Origin of the sequence: Mesobacillus foraminis, from assembly GCF_004340465.1 — a bacterium.
Taxonomy (GTDB): domain Bacteria; phylum Bacillota; class Bacilli; order Bacillales; family Cytobacillaceae; genus Mesobacillus_B; species Mesobacillus_B foraminis.
This window is the reverse complement of record NZ_SLVV01000011.1, coordinates 184,972-202,823: the sequence shown is the minus strand read 5'-3', so window position 1 is coordinate 202,823 and position 17,852 is coordinate 184,972. Positions and strand designations below refer to the sequence as shown.

General features: G+C 43.8%; 19 protein-coding genes and 1 riboswitch. Of the genes, 6 read left to right on the top strand and 13 right to left on the bottom strand.

Features of this window, described 5'->3' with window-relative positions:
- Nucleotides 1-39: 39 nt before the first annotated feature.
- From EV146_RS20410 to EV146_RS20385, 6 genes are all read right to left on the bottom strand, one after another.
- Nucleotides 40-1,365 (bottom strand): hemolysin family protein, encoded by a 1,326-nt coding sequence (locus EV146_RS20410; RefSeq protein WP_132010206.1) that lies wholly within the window; start codon nt 1,363-1,365, stop codon nt 40-42.
- Nucleotides 1,366-1,503: 138 nt separating this feature from the next.
- Entirely contained in the window at nt 1,504-2,118 is a 615-nt protein-coding gene (locus EV146_RS20405) for a serine/threonine-protein kinase (RefSeq protein ID WP_132010204.1), read from the bottom strand.
- 80 nt (nt 2,119-2,198) lie between these two features.
- Nucleotides 2,199-2,969: a TerC family protein gene (locus EV146_RS20400; RefSeq protein ID WP_132010202.1), complete on the bottom strand. Its 771-nt coding sequence runs from the start codon at nt 2,967-2,969 to the stop codon at nt 2,199-2,201.
- 28 nt (nt 2,970-2,997) lie between these two features.
- Nucleotides 2,998-3,252, bottom strand: coding sequence for a YkvA family protein (locus tag EV146_RS20395; protein ID WP_132010348.1), 255 nt, complete (start codon nt 3,250-3,252; stop codon nt 2,998-3,000).
- An 83-nt stretch (nt 3,253-3,335) separates the two neighbouring features.
- The gene (locus EV146_RS20390) at nt 3,336-3,722 is read right to left on the bottom strand and encodes a sporulation protein (RefSeq protein ID WP_132010200.1); all 387 of its coding nucleotides are present in this window, start codon (nt 3,720-3,722) and stop codon (nt 3,336-3,338) included.
- A 24-nt stretch (nt 3,723-3,746) separates the two neighbouring features.
- On the bottom strand, nt 3,747-3,875 hold the full coding sequence (locus EV146_RS20385) for an FbpB family small basic protein (RefSeq protein WP_121609950.1): 129 nt from the start codon (nt 3,873-3,875) through the stop codon (nt 3,747-3,749).
- 419 nt (nt 3,876-4,294) lie between these two features.
- On the opposite strand from EV146_RS20385, the gene EV146_RS20380 reads away from it, so the two are divergent.
- Both EV146_RS20380 and EV146_RS20375 read left to right on the top strand, forming a co-directional pair.
- On the top strand, nt 4,295-4,621 hold the full coding sequence (locus EV146_RS20380) for a hypothetical protein (protein ID WP_132010198.1): 327 nt from the start codon (nt 4,295-4,297) through the stop codon (nt 4,619-4,621).
- Nucleotides 4,622-4,886: 265 nt separating this feature from the next.
- Nucleotides 4,887-4,931: riboswitch (PreQ1 riboswitch) on the top strand.
- 6 nt (nt 4,932-4,937) lie between these two features.
- On the top strand, nt 4,938-5,423 hold the full coding sequence (locus EV146_RS20375; RefSeq protein WP_121609952.1) for a QueT transporter family protein: 486 nt from the start codon (nt 4,938-4,940) through the stop codon (nt 5,421-5,423).
- 190 nt (nt 5,424-5,613) lie between these two features.
- Here the strand turns inward: EV146_RS20375 and EV146_RS27190 are convergent, their stop codons facing one another.
- Nucleotides 5,614-6,051, bottom strand: a complete 438-nt coding sequence (locus EV146_RS27190; protein ID WP_158287156.1) for a hypothetical protein — start codon at nt 6,049-6,051, stop codon at nt 5,614-5,616.
- Nucleotides 6,052-6,101: 50 nt separating this feature from the next.
- Nucleotides 6,102-6,995: a helix-turn-helix domain-containing protein gene (locus EV146_RS20365; RefSeq protein WP_132010196.1), complete on the bottom strand. Its 894-nt coding sequence runs from the start codon at nt 6,993-6,995 to the stop codon at nt 6,102-6,104.
- Nucleotides 6,996-7,323: 328 nt separating this feature from the next.
- On the opposite strand from EV146_RS20365, the gene EV146_RS20360 reads away from it, so the two are divergent.
- The 3 genes from EV146_RS20360 to EV146_RS20350 all read left to right on the top strand — a co-directional run bounded on the left by EV146_RS20360 (nt 7,324) and on the right by EV146_RS20350 (nt 11,216).
- A complete protein-coding gene (locus EV146_RS20360) occupies nt 7,324-7,551 on the top strand; it encodes a hypothetical protein (protein ID WP_121609955.1) in 228 nt (75 codons plus the stop codon).
- A gap of 60 nt (nt 7,552-7,611) precedes the next feature.
- Complete coding sequence (adhE, locus tag EV146_RS20355) at nt 7,612-10,215, top strand: bifunctional acetaldehyde-CoA/alcohol dehydrogenase (RefSeq protein WP_132010194.1); 2,604 nt, start codon at nt 7,612-7,614, stop codon at nt 10,213-10,215.
- A 173-nt stretch (nt 10,216-10,388) separates the two neighbouring features.
- Nucleotides 10,389-11,216 (top strand): undecaprenyl-diphosphate phosphatase, encoded by an 828-nt coding sequence (locus EV146_RS20350; RefSeq protein ID WP_132010346.1) that lies wholly within the window; start codon nt 10,389-10,391, stop codon nt 11,214-11,216.
- Between the two features lie 78 nt (nt 11,217-11,294).
- On the opposite strand, the gene EV146_RS20345 is transcribed toward EV146_RS20350, so the two are convergent.
- The gene (locus EV146_RS20345; protein ID WP_132010344.1) at nt 11,295-12,176 is read right to left on the bottom strand and encodes a DUF1002 domain-containing protein; all 882 of its coding nucleotides are present in this window, start codon (nt 12,174-12,176) and stop codon (nt 11,295-11,297) included.
- Nucleotides 12,177-12,880: 704 nt separating this feature from the next.
- Between EV146_RS20345 and EV146_RS28235 the strand changes: the two genes are divergently transcribed.
- Nucleotides 12,881-13,003 (top strand): hypothetical protein, encoded by a 123-nt coding sequence (locus tag EV146_RS28235; RefSeq protein ID WP_258236031.1) that lies wholly within the window; start codon nt 12,881-12,883, stop codon nt 13,001-13,003.
- Between the two features lie 211 nt (nt 13,004-13,214).
- Here the strand turns inward: EV146_RS28235 and EV146_RS27665 are convergent, their stop codons facing one another.
- The 4 genes from EV146_RS27665 to pruA all read right to left on the bottom strand — a co-directional run bounded on the left by EV146_RS27665 (nt 13,215) and on the right by pruA (nt 17,749).
- Nucleotides 13,215-13,370 carry a hypothetical protein gene (locus EV146_RS27665; protein WP_181215949.1) on the bottom strand — a complete coding sequence of 52 codons (156 nt, stop codon included), beginning with the start codon at nt 13,368-13,370 and terminating at the stop codon, nt 13,215-13,217.
- A 203-nt stretch (nt 13,371-13,573) separates the two neighbouring features.
- Nucleotides 13,574-14,878: a Glu/Leu/Phe/Val family dehydrogenase gene (locus tag EV146_RS20340; RefSeq protein ID WP_132010192.1), complete on the bottom strand. Its 1,305-nt coding sequence runs from the start codon at nt 14,876-14,878 to the stop codon at nt 13,574-13,576.
- A gap of 43 nt (nt 14,879-14,921) precedes the next feature.
- Complete coding sequence (locus EV146_RS20335; RefSeq protein WP_132010190.1) at nt 14,922-16,121, bottom strand: ornithine--oxo-acid transaminase; 1,200 nt, start codon at nt 16,119-16,121, stop codon at nt 14,922-14,924.
- A gap of 80 nt (nt 16,122-16,201) precedes the next feature.
- The gene (gene pruA / locus EV146_RS20330; protein WP_132010342.1) at nt 16,202-17,749 is read right to left on the bottom strand and encodes an L-glutamate gamma-semialdehyde dehydrogenase; all 1,548 of its coding nucleotides are present in this window, start codon (nt 17,747-17,749) and stop codon (nt 16,202-16,204) included.
- Between the last annotated feature and the right edge of the window lie 103 nt (nt 17,750-17,852).

Below are 17,852 nucleotides of genomic sequence, written 5' to 3'. Positions count from 1 at the left end.
CATAAAAAAGGCAACTGCAGGTACACAGTTGCCTCATCATTATTGAACATCCATTGCTGTCTGCTTGACCGTTACTCTAGCCTTCACAATCCTTCTGTCATTCATTTCTTCAACTGCAAACAGAATATTTTTGTACTCAAGAACCGGCCGTTCATCCGTTGCCGGAATATAACCGAGCTGTCCAATCATAAATCCGCTCAATGTATCATATTCCTGTGTCGGCAAGTCCACCTTAAGGACATCTTCGACTTCATAGAGATTAGTTGTTCCAGACATGTAAAAATTATAGGGGTCAATTTCGGCAATATCGGCCACGTCCGAATAGGGCTCATCATACTCGTCAAAGATATTCCCAACAATTTCTTCAATTAAGTCCTCAATTGTGACAATCCCATCCGTCCCGCCGTACTCATCAATCGCAATGGCGAAATGAACATTATTCTTTTGCATGTCCCTGAATAAATGGTCGATCTTAATCGATTCGAGCACATAATACGGCTCACGCAGCAGATCCCTCAAACTAAAGCTGTCTCCATAGTCGTTTTCAACAAACTGGATCAGGTCCTTCACGTGCAGGATTCCAACAATATGGTCGATGCTATCCTCGTATACAGGAAACCTCGTATACTTTTCTTCATTCACGATCTGGATGGTTTCCTTCAGGCTGCAGCTAATCGGGATTGCGACGATATTCGTCCTGTGCATCATGATGTCAGAAACCGTCTTATTATTGAATTCAAAAATGTTGTTGATCATTTCTTTTTCGGCTTCCTGGATCGTCCCTTTTTCTTCACCAACGTCCACCATCATTCGAATTTCTTCCTCGGTGACCTTTTCATCATCCGCATTCGGGTCGACTCCAAACAGCCGGACAATCCCATTTGTTGACATATTCAACAGTTTTACAAACGGAAATGTTACTTTTGCCAGAAGTGTCAGCGGGGTGACGGCAAAGAAGGAAATGGCCTCGGCCTTCTGCAAAGCAAGCCGCTTTGGAACGAGTTCCCCAAGGACCAGTGTAAAATAAGACAAAATCAGTGTAATGACAACCGTTGAAAGAGTTTCCAGCATATCCTGATCAAGAGGAACACCCATCTGATAAAGTGCCTGTGCAAGCGTGCCCGCAAAACTTCCCGCCGCAAAAGCACTCGCCAGGAACCCAGCCAGGGTAATTCCGATCTGGATAGTAGCAAGAAAGTTGCCGGGCTGTTCCAGCAAGGCCAGAACCTTCTTTGCCTTTGGATTTCCGCCGTCTGCCATTAATTTGACCTTATTATCATTCAATGAAACAAGCGCCATTTCAGATCCGGCGAAAAACGCATTTAAAATAATTAAAACAATCAGGACCAATATTTCGGTTCCCAAAAAACCAGCCTCCATGAGTAAAAGTAATTTATTTTTAGCAGTTTACCACGAAAATACATTTTCTTCTTATTGTATGAAGACCCACCGCCCCATCATTTCCATTTCCATGTAAAAATATGAAGGAATTTTTGTTACCTTTTAGTGAAACGATGGCAGCAGGTTTTTCTTGTATAGTGCTGCGATAGCATTTAAAATTTTCTCCGGAGTTTTTTTCGGGAACATCCGGTGCCGGTAGAACATTTTGTAGGCCGCCTTAAGATCATCCCACTGTGAGCATTTTTTAACTTGACGGAATCGGGCAACATCAATAAGTTTAATTGTGTCCTCAGGCGTGACGATGATATTCCGCAAGTGGATATCAGAGGGATTCAGCCCTCTTTCCCTTGCAAGTGACAAGGCTTCATCTATTTGTTTAATATGGTCAGCCCTTATGGCGATCCCTTTCGTCAGACAATCAAACAGGGTATTGCCGGCGATATAGTCGATCACAAGGTAATTATCACCGTGGTCGTACAGGTACGGATAAAACGGATTTCTCTGAAGGGCTTTATAGATGGCTGCTTCTTCTTTTGCAATGTGTTCAAAGGGCGAAAAAAAGACCTTTAACACTTTGTCGGTCGATTGGATCCTGAATGCAAAGGCACTCCTTCCTGCCCCTATTAATTCCAGTTCCGAAGCCTTGTCATTCAGTATTATTTTCGAGCCCTTCTTCGAGAATTTTACGCTTTGAGCTAATTCACTGAATGAATACAATTCAAGTCTCCTCTTTTCTTAATAGTAAATATGGTGAAAAGCCGCCCTTTCCGAGCAGCTTTTCTGTATTCTGATCATCATTAAGCGGCTGTTTGGCTCTCTTTCTTTTCTTTCGTCAAGAACCATCCCGCTGCTGCTATTCCTATCAGGATGGTGTAGAAAATCAGCTTCCACTCAGTCGAGTGTGCAAAATCGTGGGAAATGACCCCGATATCATGATGCCCTAAAGTTAATACCGCAAGCTTGACACCCACCCAGCCGACAATTGCAAATGCGGCAATTTCAAGGCCCGGTCTAGAATGCAGGAGTTTTACAAACATGTTTGCAGCAAATCGCATAATGATCAAACCAATCAGTCCACCGGCGAAGATAACAAGGAATTTTCCGCCATCCATTCCTCCAATATTAGGCAGCGGTGTGTTCGGCAGAGTCATGGCCAAGGCGACAGCAGCCAATATAGAATCTACTGCAAAGGCGATATCCGCCAGCTCCACTTTGAAGACGGTACCCCAGAAACCCGATTTTTTCTTTTCTTTCTCTATTTTATTCTCTTCCTTATTTTTAAAGACGAGTTTTCTCACAATATGGTTAATTGCAATGAACAGCAAATACAGAGCGCCAATTGCCTGAACCTGCCAAACATCGACAAGGAATGAGATGATAAATAATGAGGCGAAACGAAACACGAATGCACCTGCAAGCCCGTAGAAAAGCGCCTTTTTTCTGTCTTCTTCAGGAAGATGCTTTACCATAATAGCCAATACCAGGGCATTATCGGCTGCCAGTAAGCCTTCCAGTGCTATTAGCAATAATAGCACCCACCCATACTCGAACAAAATTGAGATATCCACTTAATTTGTTTCCTCCTTATATTATCTACTAATCAAGCTGATGTTTCTTCTTTAATGCTTCGGGAGCCCATTTAACCATTCTCTCTATGATGAAGCCAATTACCACTGCATCATCGACGATTCCGAACAGATAGAAAAAGTCCGGGATCAGATCAAAAGGAAAAAAGGCATAGGTGAGAATCACCAAAAGGGTTAATGTTTTTTTATAAGATTCTACTTCCCGTGAAAAGAAAAAATCTTTTATGAAGGGAAGGGATTTCCAGAACTTTAATACGAATTTCATTCTTTTTAGGAATTTAAGCACATGATCACCTTTCGTTTCTAGGATCGTTACAAGATTTATGGCAGTAAGTGATGCAAAAAATGTTATACAATTTTAATAGCGTCCTGATCGATGCTTTCCACACCTTCACTGAATACCAATCTTGTCTTAAAGCGGTAGGATAAGGTTTCGGATGAAGGCCGGGCTGAGTCAGACAGACGGAAGGTTAAAGAAATCTGGTTGGCCGCCTGGGACTCAATCAAGGTTGAAGTCAGGATTGTGACAGTATCCATAATTCTCTCTTCATCAGCCTCAGAATCAACCATCACCAGGTCACATTCAATCCGTTTAAGCTGCTGTTCAATTGTCCCGCCCTTTATCAGGAAATATCCATGGACCATTTCGCCAGGCTTATATGTGTCCTTCTGGAGAATCAGATCGATTTTAGCTGAACCTATTCCTAAAAGAGACATGTATTTCCTTAGTATCATAGTTTCCTCCCAATTAATCTTCCGTTAATTTTCCTGCTTGCTGTGCCTTGCATCAATGCGTAGCTCAATCTTTTCCAATTCTCTCTGATTCTTCAATAGTTCTTCTTTGTTTTTCTTGACCAGTTCCAGGAAGTTTACTCTTCTTTTTTTCATGTTCCCTCTCTCCAATCCATTAAAAGTTTAGTATTATGAACGTTCGTATCGGTCTCTGTAAAAACAAAAAAACCTTTACCTGGATTGGTAAAGGTTAAAAAGACAATAAAAGACCTTTACCAAACGGCAAAGGTCTTGCTAACAACTTCCGTTGCCAACAAAGCCGGGAGATTGAAACCTCCGAAATGACGACTCTGCTGTAAAAGCTACTCCCCTTTAGGAGAACTATTCAAATAATTATTTAAACTATAATCCATCTGCAGCCATTTTGTCAAACATTTATTACGGTATCCAATTTACTTTACGGGATAGCACTGGAAATGGTGCGTATTTTTTTGGAGTTTTTGTCAAAACTTTTTAGTTTTCAAATGTAATCAAAGTGTTTATGATTAATATTATCTGCAAAAAGGGGGAAGTCGATGGCTAAACATACTAAGCTGCTTGCCACTATTCTGCTTCTCACCATCTTTTCCGGCCTGTTTTTACCAAACTTTTTCGGCCACGGCGGAAGCAGTGCCGATGGAAAAACCACTGCAGCCGGAATCATGCAATCAGACTCTGAATCTTTTTCCCTGGATAGCGATGATAAAAATGATTCTATACATTTACATCTCGTAAAACATTCACCAGAAATTGTCCTGTGTACAGTCATGTTCTTGCTGACTCTGACAATTATTATTTATCGCAGGCTCCAATTTTCAATGGCTGTCTTTTACCAGTCCAATTATGTGATCCTAGCTCCCTAAAATTCAAACAATGAATTAAAGGGGAGGAATATAACATGTTAATGGTCCGTTTCTTATTGATTGGTTTCTTTTCAATCAGTGCAGCAAGTTTATTTTTATTTCAGGGACTAGAAATTACCCATGCATTCATGGATGTCTTCAGACAAAAATGATTCAGAAGGGGAAGCATATGCTTCTCCTTTTTTCATAGTTATAAGATTGTAAGAATTGGCATTGTCAATCAGCTTGTTATCCATTATACTTAACTATTGTTTTTCGAGTCTTGCTCGGCGTGGTTCGAAATCCTCCCACGATAAAAAACTAAGGAGAGATCATCATGAATATTCGTACACTAGCAGGAAATGGGCTTGTCGCCGCACTTTATATCGCCGTGTCGGCGGTCATCCAGCCTTTTGGCTTTACTAACGTTCAATTCCGCGTATCAGAGATGTTTAACCATCTGATTGTCTTTAACAAGAACTATTTTTACGGAATTGTACTGGGAGTATTTCTGACCAACTTATTCTTTTCTCCAATGGTTGCTTACGACCTTGTATTTGGAGTTGCCCATTCAGTCATTTCACTATTAATCACTATTTTAGCCGGGCGCTTTATCAAGAGTAAATTAGGTCTGATGGTTATAAACACAATGGTTTTTACCTTTAACATGTTTATAATTGCCTTTGAACTGAAACTGGCTTTCAAGCTGCCCTTTCTTTTCACATGGCTTACGACAGCTGCCGGCGAAGTGGCGGTTCTCGCTGCCGGCATCCCCATCATGTATGCCATCCATAAACGGGTCAATCTTGAAAGGCTGGTCTGACGATAAAATAAACGCAGGAATCAGTAGATTCCTGCGTTTATTTTTACAGTATCAATCCTGGCAGTTGCCCGTTAAAGGGCCGCAGGAAAGGATAGTATATACACTTCTCAGGAAAGTTGAAGAAGATAAAAACAGCATGGTTCTACTACATTATAAAAAGGCTAAGGGGATCTTAGCCTTTTGCCGCATTCTACGCTTGATTGATTCCTGGGCTGTGCTGTGTCGGAAGGTCTGCCAGCTTGATTCCGTGCTGTGTTGGAAGGTCTGCCAGCTTGATTCCGTGCTGCGTTGGAAGGTCGGCCAGCTTAATTCCGTGCTGTGTCGGAAGGTCGGCCAGCTTGATTCCGTGCTGTGTTGGAAGGTCGGCCAGCTTGATTCCGTGCTGCGTTGGAAGGTCGGCCAGCTTGATTCCGTACTGCGTTGGAAGGTCTGCCAGCTTGATTCCGTGCTGCGTTGGAAGGTCGGCCAGCTTAATTCCGTGCTGTGTCGGAAGGTCTGCCAGCTTGATTCCGTGCTGTGTTGGAAGGTCCTTCAAGCCTCCCCCCGCTAGATTAGAGCCGCTAAATCCAAAATAAGCTAAGCCCAGTAAACCCAAAACGAATGCAAAACTAATTAATTTTTTCTTCATTTTTAGTTTCCCCCCTTTCTATAATATAGATATTCACCTAAATAATATCACTATTCCGATATTTTTTTCAATTCGGACTTTACCAGATTTACAAACTGATCATTTCTCTGCAAATCAAATATCTGGATTGACTTTTGTAAATACTCTTCCCCCTTGTCAATGTTGCCCATGAGAATGTAATTGTGCGCGGACTGATAATAAAATTCGCCGAATAGATACATGATTTCATCGTTGATGCACTGGCTTAAACCTTTATTGCTGTATATCAGTGACTCGCTGTAATTTTCAGAGTTGGACAGCGACTGGGCCAGGCCAAACAAAGCTCTTAATTGCACTCTGGGATCCGATATCATCGGTAATTCCTCCATGGCATTCAAGGCCTCTTTCAGCAAGGAGATTGCTTCCCTGTAATTGCTGGAGTCTTTTTCTATCAAGGCAATTGCAATCAAAATCTCTATTTCTCTTTCTGTCAGGCCCTTCATGGAGGGATTTGTCAGCTCAATTGCCTGATAGAGCATTTTTATTGTTCTTTTGGCTTCTTTTTCTCCGGGTTCTCCTAAATAATACAGACAGATTGCTTCATGCCACAGCAGGAACTGCTTGCTGGATGGAAGGTTAAAAAGCGGATTTCCCTTTTCCTGCTCCACAATTTCACTAATAGCTTTATAATTTCTGTCCCTTTTGTATTTTTTTATCAAATCAAAAACGGCTGTAACGTAATTCGCAGAGCCAGCTGCTGCGAAATCAAAGAAGTGGAGCGGCTCCACATTTAATTTAGAGGCAATCTTATAGAGCTGATCGATAGTGGGATACTTTTTATCCTTTTCAAACTGATGCAAATCTTCTGTCGAACAGATATCCTTAGCAACATCTTCTGCACTCATTCCTTTATAAAGTCTTAATGAACGAAGGATTTCCCCGAAATTGATGTAACTAATAGTCACTTGTTCTCACTCCCTCCCCTGCTTCTAATTCTATTATAGATGAAAAGCCATGTTTTTTTAGTATAAATTCAGAAAAAAGCAAAAAGAACAACGGCTCTATTCTGCGCGTGTTCATATAGAATTGCCCACAAGGATTTTGACTGCAGCATTCATTATCCTAAAATAACAGCCTGTTAGAAAATGCTATCCCGGGAACACAGACATACCGGAACTAGATCGTTGCGTGAAAGCGCTCTATAAACAGACATACTTTGTTCAATACTTCACAAACTATTATGTATGGTTCATGGTATATTTAAATCAAGAAAGAACACAAGGAGTGAAAAACATGATCTTATGCGAATGGAAGCCCTTCTCAACTGATACTGAAACATACACCCTCGATTCATTCGAAGAGATGGTAGGCGATGAATTCGAAGCGATGATGTTTAAGGATAATGAAGACATCCCCACTGTTATCTGGACAGTCAATTTTGTCATCATTGTGAAAAAATGCTCACGGATCACAAATGATATTTATTTTGACAAGATACCAAGAAACCCGGTTTGTGAGTAGCCTTGTTTTTCTGCTTAATCATGTGAATAATTTCACAATATAAGATGGAGGGATAATAAGATGGCTGTAGACGAAAAGGTTTTAAAAGAGAAGCAGGATGTATCCGAAATGATTGATGGTTTGGTGAATAAAGGGTTGAAAGCCCTGGAAGATTTCCGCGGATTCACACAGGAAATGATTGATGACATTATGAAGGAAATGGCTCTTGCCGGGCTTGACCAGCATATGCCCCTTGCCAGGCTTGCAATAGAAGAAACCAAGCGGGGCGTCTACGAAGATAAAATTATCAAAAATATGTTCTCTACTGAATATGTCTACCACAACATCAAGTACGATAAAACCGTCGGAATCATCAATGAAAATGAACATGAAGGCATCCTGGAAGTAGCGGAGCCTGTAGGCGTAATAGCAGGCGTCACGCCGGTTACCAACCCTACCTCAACCACCATGTTCAAAGCCTTGATCTCAATTAAAACCAGGAATCCCATCATCTTTGCCTTCCACCCATCAGCCCAAAGATGCAGCAGTGAGGCTGCCAGAGTTGTAAGGGATGCAGCAATCAAAGCCGGTGCTCCGGAAAACTGTATCCAATGGATTGAGGCGCCATCCGTGGCTGCAACGCAAGCACTGATGAACCATCATAATGTTTCCCTGATCCTTGCAACCGGAGGATCCGGAATGGTGAAATCAGCATACAGCTCCGGTAAACCCGCCCTTGGAGTAGGACCAGGAAATGTTCCATGCTATATTGAAAAATCAGCCAATGTCCAGCGGGCAGTAAATGACTTGATTTTATCAAAGACATTTGACAACGGAATGATCTGTGCCTCTGAGCAGGCTGTCATCATTGATAAGGAAATCTATACAGAAGTGAAGAGGGAATTGACAGCCAACAAATGCTACTTCTTGAACCCTGAGGAAAAACTGAAGGTTGAAAAGCTTGTCATCAACGAAAATACCTGTGCGGTCAACGCGGATATTGTCGGGATGCCCGCCTGGAGAATTGCTGATATGGCCGGTGTCAGTGTACCTGAAGATACAAAAATCCTGATTGCAGAACTGGAAGGCGTAGGCCCACAATTTCCGCTGTCCCGCGAGAAGTTGAGTCCTGTGCTCGCATGCTACAAAGCTGGTAATCTGGAAGAAGGCATGGAAAGGGCCCAGGAAATGCTTGAATTCGGCGGGCTCGGCCACTCTGCCGTGATTCATACTACGAACCAGGATGTCATAAGGGAATACGGACTGAAAATGAAGGCCGGGAGGATTATTGTCAACGCTCCTTCTTCCCAGGGAGCAATAGGCGACATCTACAATGCCTACATGCCATCCCTGACCCTTGGCTGCGGAACATACGGCGGCAACTCTGTATCAACCAATGTTGGGTCCATTCACTTAATCAACATAAAAAAAATCGCGAGAAGGAATGCCAATATGCAGTGGTTTAAAGTCCCATCAAGGGTTTATTTCGAAAAGAACTCAACTCAGTACCTTGCGAAGATGCCGAACATCTCAAAGGCATTAATTGTGACAGACCCCGGCATGGTGAAGCTGGGCTATGTGGATAAAGTACTCTATTATCTGAGAAAGCGCCCTGACTATGTCCACTGTGAAATCTTCTCCGATGTTGAACCGGATCCAAGCATTGAGACAGTCATGAAGGGTGCCGAAATGATGGCAAACTTCCAGCCGGACGTTATCATTGCCTTAGGCGGAGGGTCAGCAATGGATGCTGCAAAAGGAATGTGGCTCTTCTATGAATACCCGGATGCTGATTTCCATGGCCTGAAACAAAAATTCCTGGATATCAGGAAGCGTGTGGTCAAATATCCAAAACTGGGTCAAAAAGCACAATTCGTTGCCATCCCGACTACTTCCGGAACGGGTTCTGAAGTAACTTCTTTCGCCGTCATTACTGATAAAAATGCCAATATCAAGTATCCATTGGCCGATTACGAACTGACACCGGATGTAGCTATTATTGACCCTCAGTTTGTCATGACAGTTCCTAAGACAGTAACAGCTGATACTGGAATGGACGTCCTGACTCACGCAATCGAGGCCTATGTATCCGTAATGGCGAACGATTATACTGACGGGCTTGCCATCAAGGCAATCCAGCTTGTATTTGAATACTTGCCAAGGGCTTACCGTGATGGCAGCGATGAACTCGCACGAGAAAAGATGCACAACGCTTCTACCATAGCCGGCATGGCCTTTGCCAACGCTTTCCTTGGCATCAACCATAGTCTGGCGCATAAGCTTGGTGCAGAATTCCATATTGCCCATGGCCGCTCCAATACGATCCTGATGCCGCATGTTATTCGATACAATGCTGCGAAGCCAACAAAATTTACAGCTTTCCCTAAATATGAGCACTTCATCGCCGACAAGCGTTACGCCGAGATTGCAAGGACGCTTGGTTTGCCAGCCAGAACTACGGAAGAAGGCGTTGAGAGCCTGATCCAGGCTGTCATCAGGCTCGCTCAGGAACTGAATATCCCAATGAGCATTGAAGCAAACGGAGTCGATAAGGCTGAGTTTGAAAGCAAGGTCGATTATCTGGCAGAACGTGCCTTTGAGGACCAATGTACCACGGCCAATCCTAAGCTGCCTCTTGTAACCGAGCTCGCCGAGGTCTACCGTCAGGCATTCAAAGGAGTTTAAATGCACTTCATCCATCAGCAGTCCCATTAGGGGCTGTTTTTTTTATTGCATTGATTCTTACATGCTTATTGTTTATACTTCTTAGGGTGGGTTTTTGTTTGGGAGCCGCTATTTTTCTCCCAATCTATTACAAAATAAATTAATTTATAAAGTAAAAAGGAGAGCCTATGACAATTGACTTTTTTGATATTATAAAAGCGGTCATTTTGGGTATGGTCGAAGGTTTAACAGAATTCGCTCCTGTTTCCTCAACAGGGCACATGATTATCGTTGATGATATGTGGCTTCAATCTCAGGATATATTAGGGAAATACGCTGCAAATACTTTTAAGGTTGTTATCCAGCTTGGGTCTATCCTTGCTGTAGTCATTATCTTCCGAAACCGATTCATTGAAATGCTTGGGTTGGGAAAGCGAAAGGAAGCTGCTGGATCTCAGACTCGTCTAAAGCTTTCCCAGGTAATTGTTGGGCTTATCCCTGCCGGCGTGCTGGGTGTCCTGTTTGAAGATTATATTGACGAGCACTTATTCTCCCTTGAAACCGTCCTGATTGGGCTGGTTGTAGGGGCCATCTTCATGATTTTCGCTGATTATTTTGGTGCCAAGAATCCTCAGATCCAGACTGTTGACCAAATCACCTACAAAAAGGCTTTTGCCGTTGGACTGATTCAATGCTTCTCTCTTTGGCCTGGGTTTTCCCGTTCCGGTTCAACGATATCCGGCGGAGTCCTGCTCGGTATGAGCCACCGTGCCGCTGCTGATTTTACTTTTATCATGGCGGTTCCGATTATGGCAGGTGCGAGTTTCATATCCCTGCTAAAAAACTGGGAGTACTTCACATTGGATGCCTTCCCGTTCCTGGCTGCAGGATTTATTACGGCTTTTGTCTTTGCGCTGATTTCAATGCGATTCTTCCTAAAGCTGATCAATCGAATCAAGCTTGTGCCTTTCGCGATTTATCGAATTGTCCTGGCCTTGCTAATCTATGTACTTTACTTTTAAATAAAACACCGGAACGGGATGATTTTTTCCGCTCCGGTGTTTTTGTTTTGTGTTAACCATTGTTTTTACAGCAACTTTCTAGGAAAAGATATTTTTTATGCTATCAATCAATTCCTTAAAGAAATCTGATACAGATTGAAGGAACCCTTTATCCCCTACCGCTTCATCAATCCTTTTCTGTATGTCCTGGGAAAGGTTCTCAAGCTGGGTTTTAACGTTATCAAAGTTGATATTCAGATCTCTCATTTTTTCGAACAGGTCGATTAACAGCTGCCGGTCTTCGGCGCTTAGGCTAATTTCCAAGGTTTTGAGCTTTTCGTCAATAATTTTCTCTATTTCCTCTTTGCTGGCTGGATTCTGTTCAGCAATTTCCTTTTTTATCTCTGTAAGGAGTTCGCTTACCTTATCTTGGTCCATGCCTTCTTTTTTGGCCAGATCCGTCGCCAGGTTCAGCTCTTCATTAGCCACCTCGGTCCGTTCCTCACTGAGCTCAGTGCCTTTCCCCTCATCATAAGCCTTATAAATTCCAACAAGTGCGGAATGTCCGCTGACCTTTACCGGAGATGCCACATCAACTACTGCATCCTGTATACCAGCTGTCAATAAGGCATTTGCGTACATCTCGTCAGTAACCTCGGTAATGTTTTCTGGGGTAACCTGATTAATGACCAGTCCTTCTCCGGTATCCTTTCTTGTAATCTTAGCAGAAGAATACATGTTTGAGTGACGATCCCCTTTAATATAGTGAACCAGGTCGTCCCCTGTCACAGTGATTTCCTTGACCTTGCTTGTATCATTCACTTTTAGAAGTTTCCTTACTTCATCCTTTTGTGTCTCGGACAGGGCTTCTCCGTAAACCAAAATTGGCAATCCATATTTTTCGTTAATGCTTTCCTCATCATTGCTTGATGCCTTCACCAAGACTGTATTATTCATAAAGAACAAGATAATCAGAAGCATTAAAGCTCCCTTGAATACACTGCTTAACCTCATAGATGATTCTCCTTTTTCCACGAATTCATTTTTCTGGTGGTCTGGGCTGTTTCCCTTTGACTACTAATCATATCACTCGCAGTCTGACTCCCACTGTTTCACTTGAGGTGGAACTATGAAACTTTTATTTTTCCCCCTGCCTATTATAGACGTTTTGCCCTCATAACTGTTTCATTATTTTTAGAAAAACTGTCTGCCTAAAGGTTATACCCTCAAGAAAAAGTTCATAAAAGTGTCAAGGTTATCAGCATTTTCACCGTATTCCCGTTGCTAAAATAGAAGTAAACCAACTGCCATATTTTTCTAAAGGAGGTTCTCTTTCTGAAAACCACCCCTCATAATAGCAGCAGGCTTGCCTTTATCTTTTTCGGAACATATCTGGTTTTATTAGCCTCCCTGTTTTATTTTACTTTCTCCTTTAGCATCACTGATGAGCAGGAACCTGCATCTCCTGGCATTACAGAAGAGTTTAGCAGGGAATTAGGAAAGTATGAAGCGTTAAAAGCGAAAAAAGAATTAGAGCCCAGCAACCAGTGGAGGCCGTCAAATTCCTTTGTGCTAACAGCTATATCGCTATCCTCCGTACTGGATATTTTGATTATCGTTATCTGGGCAAGATACGAGAATAAAAAAAGGGAGCGGGACGGCAAAGAGAGTTCAAGCAGGTTCAAATGGACAGAGAAGAAATGGTTCTGGAGCATTATAGCTTTCGGGATCATTCAGCCAAACAATGGAAGGCTGTCATTGGACTGGAAAAATTTGATTATTTTTATGATCTTAATGTCTATTTTTAAATATTGCCTTTCTAAAAGGATAGGAGAAACTCAAGGACAGCTTCTTAACTACTTGGCAGCGGGAGCATGACCTTCTAATTTAAACCCCATTACAGCAGAAAAGCAGAGGAGATAATTCCTCTGCTTTTTTCACCTTTATAAGCATCTGGTTTACTGCGGTGTTTAAAACCAAGGACGCCCCAATGCAGGACTCTTGATAAGAATGAAGTCATTATACAAACTCAGGCACCGGAAAATCTGTAAAGTAAATGACCTCGGAAAAGATTTTGTTTCCAGGTGTATTCTTATATTTCTCTTTCGCCTCTTCTTTATTGTCAAACTCGTACATTTTTATGCCAGCTTCGGAATAATGCGTAAGTACCCACACGGCTAATGCCTCCTTGGTATTTAAAATGAATAATCTTTTGTCTATAAAAGATACATCCCTATAAATTGTCATCCCCCCGGATCATTCCAGGTGGATGAAGGATGCTAATCATTAATAGCCGCAGCATCTGGAAGACCACGAAAGGTTCAGGTACGCCTTTGCGTAAATGGCTTTGCAAGATGATTCTAAGGAAGCCGCGTGGTTTATACCCAGCCTCTGAACCTGGATGCTTCCGACATTTTATGGGCACCCACCATATACGCTGCGAGTCGCATGTTCACTTTTCGCTGCTCAGCGGTATTATACACATGATTAAATGACTTTATAATGACAGCTCTGAGTTTTTCATTGATCTCTTCTTCACTCCAGTAAAATCCCTGATTATTTTGGACCCATTCAAAATAAGATACCGTGACACCTCCGGCACTGGCCAATACATCGGGAACCAGAAGCACGCCCCGCTCGGACAGGATCTTTGTAGCTTCCAGCGTCGTAGGCCCATTGGCAGCCTCCACAACAATGGACGCCTTGATTTTGTGGGCATTTTTGTGGGTAATCTGGCTTGAAATCGCAGCAGGCACCAATATATCACACTCAAGCTCAAGGAGTTCTTCATTAGTAATCGTATGTTCAAACAGGTTTGTCACTGTGCCAAAGCTGTCGCGCCGGTCCAGCAAATAGTCGATGTCAAGGCCGTCCGGATTATGCAGGGCTCCATAAGCATCCGAAATCCCGATTACCTTCGCACCGGCGTCATGCAAAAACTTGGCCAGGTAGCTGCCGGCATTTCCAAAACCCTGAATGACAACAGTGGCACCTTCAATGGTGATATCCCGCTTTTTAGCGGCCTGCTCGATGCAAATAACGACACCCTGGGCAGTGGCTTTTTCCCGTCCTTGAGAACCGCCAAGGACCAGCGGCTTGCCAGTGATGAATCCGGGGGAATCATATTCGCGGATGCGGCTGTATTCATCCATCATCCAGGCCATGATCTGTGAATTGGTGTACACGTCCGGTGCAGGGATATCCTTAGTTGGGCCTACAATCTGGCTGATCGCCCGGACATAGCCCCGGCTGAGACGTTCAAGCTCTCCAAGGGACATCTGCCGGGGATCGCAAATGATTCCGCCTTTCCCGCCGCCGTAAGGAAGATCCGCAATCCCGCATTTTAGACTCATCCACATCGACAAAGCTTTCACTTCATCCTCGTCAACCTCGGGATGAAACCGGACTCCCCCTTTCGTCGGCCCAACTGCATCATTATGCTGAGCCCGGTAACCTGTGAAAATTTCAACACTGCCATCGTCCATCCTTACCGGGATCCTGACCGTCAGCATCCTGAGCGGCTCCTTCAAAAGCTCATACATTTCCTCATTGTAGCCCAGCTTGCCAAGGGCTTCCTTGATGACAATCTGCGTTGAAGCCAGCAGATTAAGCGATTCCTCGATTTTGTTTTCTGACTGTTTTTCAGCTTTTATTTGTTTTTCAGCCGTTGCCTGCTTCCCCATTCCTGCACCTCATCATGAATTTAATAGATAGCATTTTATGATCTTAGCCAAAGATTTTATTAATACGCTCAATAGCCCAGTCGAGTTCCTCTTTGGAAATAATTAAAGGAGGAGCAAATCGGATGACTGTATCATGTGTTTCTTTGCAGAGCAAACCTTCTTCTTTAAGCGCTTCACAATATTTCCTTGCAGGTTCGTGCAGCTCGACCCCAATAAATAATCCCCGTCCACGCACTTCTTTGATTATCGGATTGGAGATTTCCTTCAGTTTGTCTGCAAAGTAGTTTCCTAGTTCAAGAGAACGTTCAGCCAGCTTTTCTTCCTCCAAAACCACGAGGGACGCAATTGATACAGCACAAGCCATTGGATTTCCCCCGAACGTCGAGCCATGGGAACCCGGATTAAAAACTCCAAGAATATCTTCACTTGCCACTACGCAGGAAATCGGGAAAACTCCTCCTCCAAGCGCCTTGCCAAGGATATACATGTCCGGGTCTACATCTTCCCATTCACACGCAAACATTTTCCCTGAGCGACCAAGGCCAGCCTGTATTTCATCAGCAATGAACAGGACCTTGTTTTCCCTGCAAAGCTCGTAAGCTTCTTTCATGAATCCTTCACGAGGAATGACTATACCTGCTTCGCCCTGGATCGGTTCTATCAGGAAGGCCGCCGTGTTTGGAGTGATTGCTGCCTTTAACGCTTCAATATCTCCATACGAAATTAATTTAATTCCAGGAAGCATCGGTCCAAAACCGCGCTTATATTCTTCCTCTGAAGAAAGGGATACCGCTGTCATGGTACGTCCGTGGAAATTGCCGATGCATGCGATGATCTCCGCCTGGTTTTCTGCCACTCCCTTGACATCGTAAGCCCAGCGCCGCGCTGCTTTGACAGCTGTTTCAACGGCCTCTGCTCCTGTGTTCATCGGCAGGGCCATTTCCTTGTTGGTCAGCTTGCAGATTTTTTCATACCATGGTCCAAGCTGGTCATTATGGAACGCGCGGGATGTTAAAGTAACACGGTCTGCCTGATCCTTTAACGCCTGGATAATTTTCGGGTGGCGATGCCCCTGGTTCACCGCCGAATAGGCACTGAGCATATCCATATATCTTCGGCCCTCTGGATCCTCTACCCAGACTCCATCTGCCTTTGAGATCACAATCGGCAGCGGGTTATAGTTTTTCGCTCCATATTTATCTGTTTTTTCAATTAGCTTTTTTGATATATTCACATTTGCCATTTTGAATGACCTCCTAATGATGTTTGCGAGGAGCCCTTGATGTGCTTCGGACCCCTCTTTTTCCTTCTGCTATGGAGCCTTTAAAATAATTCTGAAGTTGTTTTTGCCTGCATATGAAGCAGCAGGTAATCCGGTCCTCCAGCTTTGGAGTCAGTGCCTGACATGTTGAATCCTCCAAACGGCTGGTAGCCAACGATGGCTCCGGTACAGCCCCGGTTGAAATAAAGGTTGCCGACATGGAAATCCTCGCGTGCCTTCTCAATTTTTTCACGGTTTCTAGTTATGACGGCACCAGTCAGTCCGTATTCGGTATTATTGGCAATTTCAAGGGCATGGTCGAAATCCCTAGCCCTGCTGAAGCCGACAACCGGTCCGAATATTTCCTCCTGCATGATGCGGGATTTTGGATCAAGGCCGGCAATAATCGTCGGCTGGATAAAGTATCCTTTTGTATCATCTCCGTGACCGCCGGCAACAATCTCTCCTTCCTCCCTGCCAATCTCGATGTACCCCATAATTTTATTAAATGCGCTTTGGTCAATGACCGGTCCCATATAGGTGTCCGGATCATCCGGATTTCCAACTGTCAGCTGCTTGGTCAGTTCGATTGAGCGGTTCAGCACCTGGTCGTAAACTTCTTCGACGACAACGGCACGGGAGCCTGCCGAACATTTTTGTCCCGAGAAACCAAAAGCTGAGGCTACAATGGCCTGTGCCGCAAGTTCAAGATCAGCCTCACTGTCGACTACCACCGTATCTTTTCCTCCCATTTCCGCAATCACACGCTTCAGCCAAATTTGGCCATTGCCAGGTTTGGATGCCCGCTCATAAATACGGAGCCCTATATCGCGGGAGCCAGTGAAGGAAATGAACCGAGTGTCCTTATGGTCAACAAGATAGTCTCCGACCTCGGCACCGCTGCCTGGCACAAAATTCAGCACACCTTTAGGCAGACCGGCCTCTTCCATTACTTCCACAAATTTAGCGGCAACCACCGGCGTCGCAGAAGCCGGCTTCAAAAGGACTGTATTGCCGGCCACAATCGCGGCAACAGTTGTGCCTGCCATAATGGCAAGCGGGAAGTTCCACGGCGATATGATAATGCCCACACCAAGAGGAATATAATCATAGCGGTTGTACTCATTAGGCCTGCTTTGAACCGGCACTCCGTCTTTTAGCACCAGCATCTGACGGCCATAAAACTCGAGGAAATCAATAGCCTCAGCTGTATCAGCATCAGCCTCGTTCCACGGCTTGCCCGCTTCCTTTGTCAGCAGGGCAGAAAACTCATGCTTCCGCCGGCGGATGATGGCAGCGGCCTTGAATAGCACATCCGCACGCAGCTCGGGCTTTGTTTTTTTCCAGGTCTTGAAAGCCTCCACCGCAGCCTTCATGGCTTTCTCTGCTATCTCGCGGTTCGCCTTGGAAACACGTCCGACAACCTCTTCCTTATTGGCTGGGTTGCAAGAAATAATTTTATCCTCTGTCGCAATGCGTTCTCCTCCAACCAAAAGATCATAGTCCTGGCCAAGATATTGTTCTACCTCTTCTAATTCTGCAAGGTAGGCTTTTCTATTTTCTTCATCCTTAAAGTTTGTAAAAGGTTCATGTTTGTATGGCTGCACCATTCTAAATTCCTCCCATTTATCCAGCATCAATTCTCACCCTATTTAAATGCAAGTTCCGTGCCAACTTTTAACACGCTGAATATAGTAGTTTTTTAATATAGCG